A 12,504-nucleotide genomic window follows, 5' to 3' on the forward strand; every position below is an offset into this window, starting at 1 on the left:
GCCGTCGCAGCTCTCCCGGCGGCCCCGGCGCGACGGGTACGCTCATGCTCATGTCCGTTGCTCTGCACGTAGTGCTCGACCAGCCGGAGATCCCCGGCAACACCGGCAATATCATCCGCCTGGCGGCCGTCGCCGGCTTCCGGCTGCACATCGCCGGCCCCACGCTCTTCGAGTTCTCGGACACCAGGCTGAAGCGGGCCGGCCTGGACTACCACGATCTGGCCGTGATGACCGAGCATGCACACCTGGAGGACGCCTACACCGCTCTGGGCCTTCCCGACGGCGATGCCGGTGGACCTGCGACCCCCACACAGCACACATCCGGCGCACCACAGGGCGATGCTGGGTCCGCGATCCCCACACAGCACGCAGCCGGCGCCCCCGACCGCAATGCCGGCGAGCCTGCGATCCCCACACAGGCACCCCGCGCCTCGTCCGGTTCCGTCGCCGAGGCGAACGGCACCCGGCGCTCCTCCAGCACGCCCCGAGTCTTCGCGTTCACCGGCGATGGGGAGATCCATCACACCGAGGTCGACTATCGCCCCGGTGATGTGCTGCTCTTCGGCCGGGAGTCCACCGGACTGGACGAGCACGTCAAGCAGGACCCGCGGGTCACCGCGCGCGTCCGGATTCCCATGCTGCCGGGACGGCGCAGCCTGAACCTGGCCAATTCGGTCTCCGTGGCGGTCTACGAGGCGTGGCGGCAGGCCGGCTTCCGCGGCGGAGTCTGATCCCGCACAGATCCCAGCCGCCGCACGGGTGTTGGTCACCTCCGCGTCCAGCCGGCCTGGCTAGACTCGCCAGCAGAGCCAGCAGGCATCCACACCAGCCCGAGTAACGGGGCGGGAAGCGAGTGAACAGTGAGCGACCAGTCAGGCCGTGACTCCGACCACCCCCTGACGCCTGCCCAGAAAGAGCCGCCGGAGCAGCTGCCCGCGGAGGGACCCGACCGCGAGCGCCCCACGCCGGAGGCGCCCGATCCTGCCGAGCAGCACGAACACGCTCTGCGCGCCGCCGAACCCCACGCGACCCAGGCACCGGGAAACGACGACGAGTTCGACCGCTCCGGAGTCCACCCGCACGACGGCGACGACGAGTTCTCCGACTCCCCGGCCCAACTCCACAACGACGACGGCGACGACGACGAGTCGCAGGCCCTGGGGACTGCCGGAGGCTCTGAGCCCGACCAGGACGCCCTCCCCCAGCTGGGAGACCCTGATGAGGCGGGAGAACCGGTCGCCGCCCAGGATTCGGACGGGGTGGAGGACCCCGAGGCCTCCGACGAGCCAGAGGATCCCAGCCTGGCTGAGCTGCTGGCCGGAACCGCCCGGGGCGAGACGGCGTCGTTCTCCGCATTCTTCGAGTCCACCGCCGATGTGGTCTACGGCATGGCGCTGCTGATGCACGCTGAGGCCGAGGGCGCGCATGCCTCCACTGTGGCGGTGTACCAGCATCTGTGGGATCAGGCCGACGTCCGAGCCCGGGACCTGCGGCTGCAGACCCAGGCTTCGGAGACGCTGACGGACGAGTACGCCGGGTTCTACGGTGCGGACCAGCTCAGTGACCAGCCGGCCTCTGACGAGGACCCGGAGACCTACCGCCCCAATGAGTATGAGCTGGTGCTGGAGTGGCTGGTGCCGCTGGCCCACCGGATCTTCGTGGAGCGCTTCCGCGAAGGGGCCGCGGCCCCGATTCCGCTCTCACCGGTGCCGCAGAGCGAAGGCGGGGGTGTTGCCGGGCTGCCCGAGGAGGTCCTCGACGATATGCTCGCGCTCTCCGATTCCCAGGCCCAGGCCCTGGCACTGACCTATCTGGCCGGCCTGACCCACCAGCAGGTGGCGCAGACGGTGGAGGCGGCCATCCCCAGCGTGAAGTCCCGGCTGCGGGACGCGATGACCAGGCTGCACAATCAGCGCACTGAACGGGCTGCCGAGACTGACCCGATCCTGCGGGCGGCTGTGACCCGGCGGGATGTGGAACGCTCCGGCGGGGTCAACCGCAACTTCAGCAATGAGATCTCCGCCGATCTGGACAAGGGTCTGCTGGTGGAGCTGGCGGAGCTCTATGCGCTGGACGCGGTCGATGACCGCGAACGGGCCCTGCTGGATGAGAAGGCGCTGACCGCCGATGCCCAGGAGGCCCAGCAGTGGGAGACCCGCGTGCTGGCAGCACGGCGGACGCTGGCGGAGGTCTTCGCCTCCGACCCGGTGGCCCCGCCGAGCAGTCTGCTGGAGGGGGTGCTGCACAGCGTCGGCGACCAAGAGGTGGGAGTCGGCCTGGTGGAGGACATCTCCAACCACACCGGGGAGGAGGTTCGCCGCACCCCTGTGCTGAAGCGGTGGATGTTCATCGCCGGGTTCCTGGCGATCCTGCTCATCGGCGGGATTGTGATCTGGCAGGTCTCCGCCCCGCAGGACGTTCAGGGGCTGGCCGCTTCCGATCCGGAGGCCGCTGTGGTGGAGGACTATGAGATGGCTCAGGGAGGTCAGCTCAACGCGGTCTTCTCCGAGGCCGAGGATGTCGGCCACATCGAGTTCTCCGACGTCCCGGAGCTTGAGGGAGACGCCACCTACCAGCTGTGGCTGATGCCCGCTGATGCGGCCGAGCCTTCCTCACTGGGCAATTTCACCGCTGAGGAGCTGGAGGCCGACGGCGTGGACATCCACACCTTTGCGGCCTACCGCTCCCTGCTGATCACTGTGGAGGATCGCCGCGGCGAGGAACGGCCGCAGGGCGAGACAGTGGCGGAGATCCCGCTGCGCTGAGCCGGCAGCTCAGAATCCGGAGATAGTCTCCGGGCTGTTGACCACCACATGGTGGAAGTCTTCGGCGAATCCGCCCTCTGCGTGGATCTGCCGCATCTGCTCGGTGACGAACCCGACCATCTTCTCCGCATCGCGGTGCTGGCTGAAGTGCCGCCCCAGGGCTTCGATCTTCCGCTGCTGATATCCGGTGACGTCCACCCGGGTCTGCGCCAGGTGGCGGGGGGCTCCCATCAGCAGCAGATGCCGGATCTTGAACGGCTCCAGGCCCTCGGCAGCCAGCTCCGGATAGGCGAAAGGGTTCTCCACCGCCGGGTAGCAGGCCCTCACCACAGCCTCCCCGCACGCCAGGTGGTCAGGGTGAGATTTCTGCAGCCGGTCCCAGGCGCGCTCCGGATGGAAGCTGAGCACCGCGTCGGGCCGGACCCGCCGCATCTGGCGAACGATGCTGCCGATCAGCTCGTAGCTGGGCTCAACGAACCCGTCGCGCTCGTCCAGCAGGGTGACCTCGGAGATGCCCACCACGGCAGCGGCCTCCTCCTGCTCACGACGGCGCAGCTCAGCGGTCTGCTCAGCAGTGCGCCCGGGATCGAAGCCGCCGGCGTCCCCGGCGGTGAGCAGGCACAGCGTCACCTCGACGCCGCGCTCGCTCAAGGCGGCGATAGTGGCCGAGGCGCCGAAGTCGATGTCATCGGGATGAGCGGCGAAGGCCAGCACAGTGGACAGCCCCAGACGGTGCTGCAGCTCATCAGGGCTGACCAGCCCGATCAGCTCGGTGGAGGGCTGCGGTGCAGTCGACATCGTAGTGCCCTACATCGACGCCAGGGTCACGTCAATCTCCTGACGCTCCCCGTCGCGCACCACGGTCATGGTGACGGTCTCCCCGGCCGCGTACTCCCGCACCACAGCGGTGAGGTCGATGCTGTCCTCAATCTGGCGGCCTTCGACCTCCTCGATGACGTCACCGGCCTGCAGCCCGGCTTCCTCCGCGGGGGATCCGGGGGCCACACTGGCGACCAGTCCGCCGGCGGAGAAGGGCCCCATACCCTCGACCGGCTGCGGATTCGAGGAGTTGAACTGCTCCAGGATCTGCGCGTTGACCTGCGGATCCTGGCTGGCCTGGGTGACCTGGACGCCGAGCAGGCCGTGGGAGGCTTCGCCGTTCTCGATGAGTTCGGAGGCCACCCGCTGGGCGTAGTCGATCGGGATGGAGAAGCCCACCCCGATGCTGCCGGCGGTGCCTTCGCCCATCATCCCGCCTCCGGTGGAGGCGATAGCCACATTGACGCCGATGACCCGCCCCTGGGAGTCCACCAGGGCGCCTCCGGAATTGCCCTGGTTGATGGCGGCGTCGGTCTGGATGACGTTGAGGTAGATGCTGCCCTGCGTAGGGGTTTCCTCCTGATCGGGGAAGAAGAACTCGAACCCTTCCTCGTCCTCGGGCTGCTCCTGCTCGCCCTCTGTGTCTTCGAACATGTCCGTGTCCGGCTCGATGTCCTCGGGCTCCACTGCCGCTGAGGCCACCTGGATAGTGCGGTCCAGGGTGGAGACGATGCCGGTGGTCACGGTTCCGGCAAGACTCAGCGGAGCGCCGATGGCGATGGTCTGGTCCCCTACATTCAGGTCGCCGGAGGACCCGAGCTCGGCGGGGGTCAGGTTCTCCGTCTCCGCCAGCTGGATCACCGCCAGGTCACTGAGCGGATCCGTGCCGACGATCTCTGCGGTGGTGACCCGCCCGTCGCTGAGCTGCACCTGAATCTCCGGTTCGGCCTCCGCCCCGCCGAGGGTGACCACGTGCGTGTTAGTAAGCACATGGCCCTGCTCGTCCAGGATGATCCCGGAGCCGGAGCCGGCGCCGCCCTGACCTGCGACCGAGAGCGTCACCACCGACGGCGCGGCCTTGTCCGCAGCGGCGGTGATGGCGGTGGCATCCTCCGGAGTGTTGATCTCCACCCCGGGTCCGGTCTGGCCAAGCTCGGGGCTGGAGTCATCCAGCAGTGCGTGGCCGCCCAGGGCCGCACCGCCGCCGAGCAGTCCGGCCAGGAGCACGCCGACGGCGAAAGCGCCGCAGCCAACTCCTCTGCGGTCCTTCTTCGGCTGCTCTGCCGGCTGGGTCCACGGGTTCGGCTGCGCCGGCTGGCCCGCGGGCTGCCCGGCTCCCCACCCGGGGGTTGCGGGCCCCGGCTGCGGCTGGGCGCCCTGCCCGGTCTGGGAGTTCGCCTGCTGGGACGGGGCGGGGTGGCTGTGCGGAGGCTGAGCGCCGGGGGCCTGCCCCTCGCCGCCGGGGTGGTGGCCTGCGGCGGACTGGCCGGGCTGGGTGTAGTTGGGCGGGGTGTAGCCGGGCTGGGTGTAGGGCGGCTGCTCGTGCTGAGGCATGGGCCTGGTGTGATCCGGGTTCACTGGGAGCCGGTGGGTGGGGCTCTCTCCGCCGGGCGGCTGCTCCTGCGGCGCTTCCTGCGGGGAGGAGCCGTGCGGGGGTGCCTGCTCCGGGCTTTCCGGGCGGTCCTGGTTCTCCGGCCGGTCAGTCTCTTCTGGATCGTGTGCCATGCGCTGTTGGTGCTCCTACTCTGCAGTCAGATGGTCCTGACAGTCCGGTCGTAGACCCTGCCATAGGCGCCTTATAGACTCCTTGACATGGTGCCAGAGACTCTTCTCACGCTCCCGACGGCGACCGGCGCGATGATCGTGGGGCCGCTGATCATCGGCGCAGCGATCCTCGCTCTGATCGGTGTGGGAGCAGTCTATCTCTCCTCCGGGAGCAAACAGTCACGCCGGCTCATCGCCGGTTCGCAGGGCCAGCAGCGGCCGCAGGAGCAGCCGGACCCGCTGGACTCGGCGTCCACCCAGGAGCTGCAGCTGCAGGCCGGGGAGATGCTGGTGGCCGCTGACAACGCCGTGCAGTCCAGCGAGCAGGAGCTGCTGTTCGCCTCGGCCTCCTACGGAGAGGCGAAGGTGGAGCCTTTCCAGAAGGATCTGGCCGAGGCGAAGGAGCATCTGCGCGAGTCCTTCCGGCTGCAGCAGCAGGTGGACGCCACCGAACCCGGTGGTGAGGCTGAGGCCCGTGAGCTGTACAAGCGGATCATCCGCTCCTGCCAGAAGGTCAGCGACACTCTCCAGGCGCATAAGGAGGAGTTTGACGGGCTGCGCGACCTGGAGCGGAACCCGGCACCGGCCCTGGAGCAGCTGCAGCAGCAGGTGTCGCGGCTGCAGCCGCGCCGCTCAGAGGCGGCAGAGGCGCTGGAGCAGCTGCGCAGCAAGTACGACGACGCCGCACTGGATCAGTACCGCGACAATCTGGACCAGACGGATCAGGCCTTGCAGGCTTCCGAGCAGGCGATTCAGCAGGCGGATGAGGCGATCCGCGGCGGGGACACCGCCGCAGCGGTGCTGGCCATCCACTCCGGCGAGCAGGCCGCCGCCGACGCCCGGCAGCTCATCGACTCCATGGAGCAGACCGAGCAGCGGATGGAAACCGCCCGGCGGAATCTGGACATCGGCATCGCCCAGACCGAGCAGGACATCGCCCAGGCCCGCGCCACCCTCGAAGCCGGGCAGGCCCCGGAGCTTGCCGGACCGGTAGCCGCAGCCGAGACTGCAGTGCGCCGGGCCAAGCAGGAGCTGGACTCGGGCAGACGGATCGACCCGCTGGAGCTGCTGCAGTCTCTGGAGCTTGCCCACCGCGAGCTGGACGAGCCGCTCAACGCTGTGCGCGACCGTCAGGCGCAGGACCGCCGGGCGCGGGAGATGCTGCAGCATGAGCTGCTCACCGCCCGCACCCAGGTCCAGTCCTCGGTGGACTATCTGCGCTCGCGCCGCTACCGGGTCTCCTCCACCGCCCGGACTCGAATGGCGGAGGCAGAGCGCTGCCTGACCGAGGCTGAGGCGACCGGCGAGAGCCAGCCCTCCCGTGCCGTGGAATTGGCGCAGCAGGCTAAGACACTGGCCGTCCAGGCCGCGCAGATCGCCCAGCGGGAGGCCGCCACGCAGAACATGCAGACCATGGGCGGCGGTGCCGCCGGCCGCGGCACCCTAGGCGGCGGATACGGGACCGGCGGGGGCTTCGGCGGCTTCGGCGGCTTGGGCTACGGCGGGCACGGTCACCGTCGCGGCGGCTTCGGCTATCGGCGCGGCTACGGACGCCGCAGCGGCATGGGTGCTGCCCTGAGCATCGGCCTGCGGATGGCTTCCCGGGCTGCTCGCTCCTCGGGCCGCCGTCGTCGATGGTGAGCCCCGGTCAGAGGAAATTCTTCCCCAGGGGCTGATGAAGCCCCGCCGGTGAGGGTTAGTATCGGTAGCGTGATCCACACAGCAGGCCAGATGCCCCTTAAGGAAAGGTGATCACAGTGACGAAGCAGTCCATTTTCGGCCGGATGTCTCAACTGGTCCGCGCCAACGTCAACGCGATGCTGGACCGGGCCGAAGATCCGGAGAAGATGCTGGACCAGATGGTGCGAGACTTCACCAACAACATCCGTGAGGCCGAGGAGGCGGTGGCCCAGACCATCGGCAATCTGCGGATGATGGAGGACGACTACAAGGAAGACCTGGATACTGCGCGCTCCTGGGGGCAGAAGGCGCTGGCGGCCTCCCGCAAGGCCGATGAGTTCCGGGCCGAGGGCAATCAGGAGAACGCCGCCAAATTCGACAACCTGGCCAAAGTGGCGATTCAGCGCCAGATCGACGCCGAGAACTCCGCCAAGGGTGCCGAGCCGACCATCCAGTCCCAGCGTGAGATTGTGGAGCGGCTGCGCACCGGCCTGGAGCAGATGAAGACGAAGCGTCAGCAGCTGATCTCCAAGCGCGATGAGCTGGTGGCCCGCTCCAAGGCGGCCCACGCCCAGTCTCAGGTCCACGACGCCGTCAAGGCCATCGACATTATGGATCCCACCTCCGAGGTGGGCCGCTTCGAGGAGAAGATCCGCCGCGAGGAGGCCCGGGTGCGGGGCCAGAACGAGCTGGCGGCCTCCAGCCTGGATGCTCAGTTCGAGCAGCTCGAAGACCTCGGCGAGCAGGCAGAGATCGAGGCGCGCCTGGCCGCCCTGAAGGGCGGGGCCGCCTCCCCGGCGGAGATCGGCAGCGGCAGCGCCTCCGGCACCGGCGTGACCGAAGAGGATTTCGCCGCATTGGACGCCGAGCGCGACAAGGCCTGACCGCGCGCGTATTCCCAGGGCGAACCCGGCGCCCCCGATGGCGTCAAACCGGGTGAACTCTGGTGTAATGGGGAGTGAATGCACCGATTCACTCCCCATCTGCACGTCTGTAGGAGATTCTCGTGACCGCTGAGACCAGCAACGGCAACGGCGCCCAGACCGGCGCCACCACTGTGAACACCGGCCTGGCCCACATGCTCAAGGGCGGGGTCATCATGGACGTGGTCACCCCTGAGCAGGCGAAGATCGCCGAGGAGGCCGGTGCGGTGGCAGTCATGGCCCTGGAGCGGGTGCCGGCCGACATCCGCGCCACCGGAGGGGTGGCCCGCATGTCGGACCCGGACCTGATCAGCGGCATCATCGACGCCGTCTCCATCCCGGTGATGGCCAAGGCCCGCATCGGTCATTTTGTGGAGGCCCAGGTCCTGGAGCACCTGAAGGTGGACTACATCGACGAGTCCGAGGTGCTCTCCCCCGCTGACTACACCCACCACATCGACAAGTCCAAGTTCAAGGTGCCCTTCGTCTGCGGCGCCACCAACCTGGGCGAGGCGCTGCGCCGGATCACCGAGGGCGCCTCGATGATCCGCTCCAAGGGCGAGGCCGGCACCGGGGACGTCTCCGAGGCGATGAAGCACCTGCGGACCATCAACGCCGAGATCGCGAAGCTGACCTCCATGAGCGAGGACGAGCTGTATGTGGCCGCGAAGGAGCTGCAGGCTCCGTTCCAGCTGGTCAAGCAGGTCGCCTCCGACGGGCGGCTGCCGGTGGTGCTGTTCGTCGCCGGCGGGGTGGCCACCCCGGCCGACGCCGCCATGATGATGCAGATGGGCGCCGACGGCGTCTTCGTCGGCTCTGGCATCTTCAAGTCCGGCAACCCGGAGGCGCGGGCGGCGGCAATTGTGAAGGCCACCACCTACTACGACGACCCAGCCGTGATCGCCGACGTTTCCAAGGGACTGGGCGAGGCGATGGTCGGGCTGAACGTCTCCGACCTGCCGGCTCCGCACCGCCTGGCCGAGCGCGGGTGGTGAGCGGCACTCCCCAGATCGGTGTGCTCGCCCTGCAGGGCGCCGTCGCCGAACATGCCCGGGCTCTGCAGGCCGCCGGCGCTGAGGTGCGCACAGTGCGCCGCCCAGAGGAGCTGGAGGGATTGCAGGGCCTGGTGGTGCCAGGTGGTGAGTCCACTGCGATCGCGCGGCTGGCAGCACCAGTGGGCCTGATGCCGGCCATCGCGCAGCGGCATGGCGAGGGCATGGCGCTCTTCGGCACCTGTGCCGGTCTGATCCTGATGGCCAGCCGGGTCTCCGACGCCGAGGCACTGGAGGGATTCGACCGCATCGGCGGCCTGGACGTGGTGGTGCGCCGCAACGCCTACGGCAGCCAGCTGGATTCCTTCACCGACCAGCTGGATGTGCAGGGGCTCAACGATCCGCTGCCGGCCGTGTTCATCCGGGCGCCCATTGTGGAGCAGATCCTCCACCCCGAGGTCGAGGTCCTCGCCGAAGCTCAGGGGAGCCCGGTGGCGGTGCGGCAGGGCAGGATGCTGGCCGCGAGCTTTCATCCGGAGCTCACCGGAGACCACCGGCTGCACCAGCTGTTCACTGAGATGGCTGGCCAGTAGCGGCGTCGGCGACCGGAGGTCGGCTCAGCCGAATGCTTCCTCCACATCGCAGTTCTCCTCCACCCAGTCGCCCCAGCGCTGGCCCTGCTCCTCCATTTCGGCGAATTGCTGCTCCAGGTCTGCGACCTGGGACTCCAGCTCGGCGGCCTCATCCTCGTCCATCTCCATCAGGGATTCCACGTCCATCAGGGCCGCCATGTCTACATCCTGCAGCCCGGTGAGGGCCTCCTGGACTGCCGCGTGCTCCTCGGCGATTTCCTCCGGCACATCCGATGCGGAGTCCTCCAGCATGCTGACCACACCGTCCATGGCCTCACCGAACATCGCTGCGGGGTCGCTGTCATCCAGAGCCGCGAGCTGCTCGGAGTGACTCTCCAGAGTGTCGCAGTATGCCTGGGCGTCATTGCCGCCGCAGGCAGTCAGGCCCAGCAGTGCAGCGGCGGAGGCGGCAGCCGCAAAGGACTTGGGGGCGGGAAGCTTCGGGGTGGACATGGGGATCCTCTCGTCCTGTCATCGGATTCCGCCCCGACATCATTTCCGCGGCAGGGCTTGCTGCTGACTCTATGAACACCGGCTGAATGTTTCAAGTGCACGGATGCGCCTGAGGGAGGCCTTTGGCATGATGTCTGTGGTCGGGCAGAGGATGCCCATCATGTTCAGGACAGATCCAGGAGACCCATGAACCAGGGACCGCAGGACGACGCCGCCCGCGCCGCCGACCCGAGCACTCCCCAGACCGAGCTGCACCGGCTGGCCGGCAGCCGCCCGGAGCTGCGCGCCCAGATCGCCAGGAACCCGAATGCCTACCCGGAGCTGCTTCAGTGGCTCGGCTCGCTCGGCGACCCCGAGGTGGACGCCGCTCTGCGCGAGCGCCGAGCCGGCCCGCCAGCCCCTCCCCCAGCCGAGGAGCAGGCTACCCGGCCGCTTCCGGCGGCGGGTCCGGCTCCGTCTGCGGGAACTCCGCAGCAGCCGACTGAGGTCTTCGGCGCGGTCCAGCACCCCCAGGCCGGCCGCCATGAGGAGGAGGCCTCTGACGTCGACGAGCGGGTCTACGGCTCCGCCGCCGCGGCAGGAGCCGGGGCCTATCCGTACTGGGAGCAGCAGCCCGCTGAGCCCGCCCCTTACGGATACGCCCCGGCCGGTTACGATCAGGCGTACCCGGCTGCGGCCTACGCCGAGGAGCACCCCCGGCGCCGCGGTGGTGCCGGTGTTCTGGTGTTTCTGCTGGCCCTGATCACTGCCGGCGCTCTGGCTGCCAGCTTCTTCCTGCTCTTCGGCAACCCATTCACCCCGGATGAGGAGACCACCCAGGCCCAGCAGCCTGCGCCCCAGGAGCAGCCGGCCGAGGAGGAGCAGCCCACTGAGGATGCTCAGCCCACCGGGGAGCCCAGCCCGGAGGAGTCCCCCTCGCCCACCGACGAGCCGGATGAGGAGGAATCGCCCTCCCCCACGGAGGATGAGTCGCCCTCTCCCACCGAGGATGAGGACGAGGAGGAAGAGGACGAGAATCTGGCCCGGCCTGCCCCCGGCAATGCACTGAGTCTGGGAAGCTTCTCGGCACCCAGCGGCAATATTCACTGCCAGTTGGGCGAGGACGCCGCCCTCTGCAGCATCGACGAGCACCACTTCTCCACGCCCACGGAGTGCGAGAACGGTGCCACTGTGCGCATCCCCCGGGAGGGCACGGCACAATTCGCGTGCTCGGAGTCGGTCGGCTCATCGGGCGATGTGCTCAACTACGGGCAGGTTTCGGCCAATGATGACTTCGCCTGTGTGGCCACCCGGGCAAACTTCGAATGCTGGTCCCAGCAGAGCGGAAACGGTTTCCGGGTGGCCCGGGAGTACTTCGACCCCTACCGCAACTGACCGCTTCCTGCTGACTGTCGGTGGTCGGACGTATAGGCGGCCACCACATCAGGGAGCGTCTGGCCGTCGACGAACTCGCGCAGCTGGGCAGTGATCTCATCCAGAGCCGCGCCCAGCTCGACGGCGGCTGCGCGCACTCCAGGATCCGGTTGCTCGGCGGCCGCACGGTGCAGATCCAGGGCGACGTGCAGCTGTTCGGCCAGGGAGAGCGGCCGGGCATCCTCATGGAAGAAGTAGGTCTCCACATAGTGCTTCAGATCAATGCCGATCGTGCCCAGTTCAGCGGCTAGGCCCGCCACCGCCTGACTCATCGACCATGCGGGCAGCTCTGCCGCCCGGTCCGCGTAGCCGGCGGCGCGCAGGCCGTGCAGCCGAAGCGCGGCAGCCCTGCGGCGTGACAGCGGCGGGTGGATCTGCATGAACCAGGTCAGCGCCGCGGTCAGCAGGGCGAAGCCGGTCAGGCCCTGCAGCGGAGAGAGCACGCGCAGCACCGGATCCACGGCGACGACGTCCCCGAAGCCCAATGTGGCCAGGGTGACCAAGGAGATATAGGCCGCTTCCGCCCAGGCCTGGTAGCGGTTCGGATCCACTCCAGGGTCGTGGCTGAAGCCTTCGGGAACATGCGGCAGCCAGATCATCGCCCAGCCGGCGCCCTGCAGCAGGATCCACATCAGGATCGTCGCCACCATAGCGATGGGCCCCACCGAACCGCCGAATCTGTGGCCTGTGCGTCATGAGAGCCTCCACAGCAGTCCGTGTGCGGGCGGGTGGAGCAGCTGGTGGAACATATCGCGCAGCCCCCACAGGATCAGCAGCGCGCCTACCACGGTGACGAAGACTCCCACAGGCGTTCTCCCTCCTCAGCGGCGTCGCCTTCACCCTACCGGCGGAGGCAAGCACTCTGTGCAGGGCATCCGGGAGCTGCATACGGCGAAGGCCCCGGTCAGATGACCAGGGCCTTCGCCTTCTCGTTGCGGGGGCGAGATTTGAACTCGCGACCTCCGGGTTATGAGCCCGGCGAGCTACCGAACTGCTCCACCCCGCGTTGGGACTTAACTAGCTTACACCTCCGTGAAGCACAGGCAAAATCGCGGGAAACGGG

Annotated in this window: 10 protein-coding genes, 1 tRNA gene and 2 pseudogenes; 8 read left to right on the top strand and 5 right to left on the bottom strand. The window is 68.5% G+C overall.

The annotated features are described in order from the left end of the window. Positions 1-50 precede the first annotated feature (50 nt). From Q1K09_RS06915 to Q1K09_RS06925, 3 genes and pseudogenes are all read left to right on the top strand, one after another. A pseudogene (locus Q1K09_RS06915) lies at positions 51-269 on the top strand (TrmH family RNA methyltransferase); the annotation flags it as partial. 216 nt (positions 270-485) lie between these two features. Then, positions 486-731 (top strand): annotated as a pseudogene (locus Q1K09_RS06920) (TrmH family RNA methyltransferase); the annotation flags it as partial. Positions 732-860: 129 nt separating this feature from the next. After that, complete coding sequence (locus Q1K09_RS06925) at positions 861-2,765, top strand: anti-sigma factor (RefSeq protein ID WP_300344208.1); 1,905 nt, start codon at positions 861-863, stop codon at positions 2,763-2,765. 9 nt (positions 2,766-2,774) lie between these two features. On the opposite strand, the gene Q1K09_RS06930 is transcribed toward Q1K09_RS06925, so the two are convergent. After that, positions 2,775-3,563: a PIG-L deacetylase family protein gene (locus tag Q1K09_RS06930; RefSeq protein ID WP_300344210.1), complete on the bottom strand. Its 789-nt coding sequence runs from the start codon at positions 3,561-3,563 to the stop codon at positions 2,775-2,777. Between the two features lie 9 nt (positions 3,564-3,572). After that, the gene (locus Q1K09_RS06935; RefSeq protein WP_300344211.1) at positions 3,573-5,309 is read right to left on the bottom strand and encodes a trypsin-like peptidase domain-containing protein; all 1,737 of its coding nucleotides are present in this window, start codon (positions 5,307-5,309) and stop codon (positions 3,573-3,575) included. An 87-nt stretch (positions 5,310-5,396) separates the two neighbouring features. Between Q1K09_RS06935 and Q1K09_RS06940 the strand changes: the two genes are divergently transcribed. From Q1K09_RS06940 to pdxT, 4 genes are all read left to right on the top strand, one after another. Beyond that, positions 5,397-6,989 carry a TPM domain-containing protein gene (locus Q1K09_RS06940; protein ID WP_300344212.1) on the top strand — a complete coding sequence of 531 codons (1,593 nt, stop codon included), beginning with the start codon at positions 5,397-5,399 and terminating at the stop codon, positions 6,987-6,989. A 116-nt stretch (positions 6,990-7,105) separates the two neighbouring features. Continuing rightward, positions 7,106-7,912, top strand: coding sequence for a PspA/IM30 family protein (locus tag Q1K09_RS06945; RefSeq protein ID WP_300344213.1), 807 nt, complete (start codon positions 7,106-7,108; stop codon positions 7,910-7,912). Between the two features lie 122 nt (positions 7,913-8,034). Beyond that, positions 8,035-8,946: a pyridoxal 5'-phosphate synthase lyase subunit PdxS gene (gene pdxS, locus Q1K09_RS06950; RefSeq protein WP_300344214.1), complete on the top strand. Its 912-nt coding sequence runs from the start codon at positions 8,035-8,037 to the stop codon at positions 8,944-8,946. Next, positions 8,943-9,536 carry a pyridoxal 5'-phosphate synthase glutaminase subunit PdxT gene (pdxT, locus tag Q1K09_RS06955; protein WP_300344215.1) on the top strand — a complete coding sequence of 198 codons (594 nt, stop codon included), beginning with the start codon at positions 8,943-8,945 and terminating at the stop codon, positions 9,534-9,536. Before pdxS ends, pdxT begins: the two co-directional genes overlap by 4 nt. Before the next feature lie 24 nt (positions 9,537-9,560). Here pdxT and Q1K09_RS06960 read toward each other — a convergent pair whose 3' ends face one another. After that, complete coding sequence (locus Q1K09_RS06960) at positions 9,561-10,028, bottom strand: hypothetical protein (RefSeq protein ID WP_300344217.1); 468 nt, start codon at positions 10,026-10,028, stop codon at positions 9,561-9,563. A gap of 186 nt (positions 10,029-10,214) precedes the next feature. Here Q1K09_RS06960 and Q1K09_RS06965 point away from each other — a divergent pair, with 186 nt between their 5' ends. Further along, complete coding sequence (locus Q1K09_RS06965; RefSeq protein ID WP_300344218.1) at positions 10,215-11,402, top strand: hypothetical protein; 1,188 nt, start codon at positions 10,215-10,217, stop codon at positions 11,400-11,402. Here the strand turns inward: Q1K09_RS06965 and Q1K09_RS06970 are convergent. Continuing rightward, on the bottom strand, positions 11,390-12,106 hold the full coding sequence (locus tag Q1K09_RS06970) for a potassium channel family protein (protein ID WP_300344219.1): 717 nt from the start codon (positions 12,104-12,106) through the stop codon (positions 11,390-11,392). The genes Q1K09_RS06965 and Q1K09_RS06970 overlap by 13 nt on opposite strands. Positions 12,107-12,373: 267 nt before the next feature. Beyond that, positions 12,374-12,447, bottom strand: a tRNA-Met gene (locus Q1K09_RS06975). Between the last annotated feature and the right edge of the window lie 57 nt (positions 12,448-12,504).

The organism is Nesterenkonia sp., from assembly GCF_029265375.1.
In the GTDB taxonomy this organism is placed as follows: Bacteria; Actinomycetota; Actinomycetes; order Actinomycetales; family Micrococcaceae; genus Nesterenkonia.

What these genes read in the sequence shown, in the direction of transcription:
- Q1K09_RS06930 (WP_300344210.1), bottom strand. Translation starts at nt 3,563, where the DNA reads ATGTCGACTGCACCGCAGCCCTCCACCGAGCTGATCGGGCTGGTCAGC.
- Q1K09_RS06935 (WP_300344211.1), bottom strand. Translation starts at nt 5,309, where the DNA reads ATGGCACACGATCCAGAAGAGACTGACCGGCCGGAGAACCAGGACCGC.
- Q1K09_RS06940 (WP_300344212.1), top strand. Translation starts at nt 5,397, where the DNA reads ATGGTGCCAGAGACTCTTCTCACGCTCCCGACGGCGACCGGCGCGATG.
- Q1K09_RS06960 (WP_300344217.1), bottom strand. Translation starts at nt 10,028, where the DNA reads ATGTCCACCCCGAAGCTTCCCGCCCCCAAGTCCTTTGCGGCTGCCGCC.
- Q1K09_RS06965 (WP_300344218.1), top strand. Translation starts at nt 10,215, where the DNA reads ATGAACCAGGGACCGCAGGACGACGCCGCCCGCGCCGCCGACCCGAGC.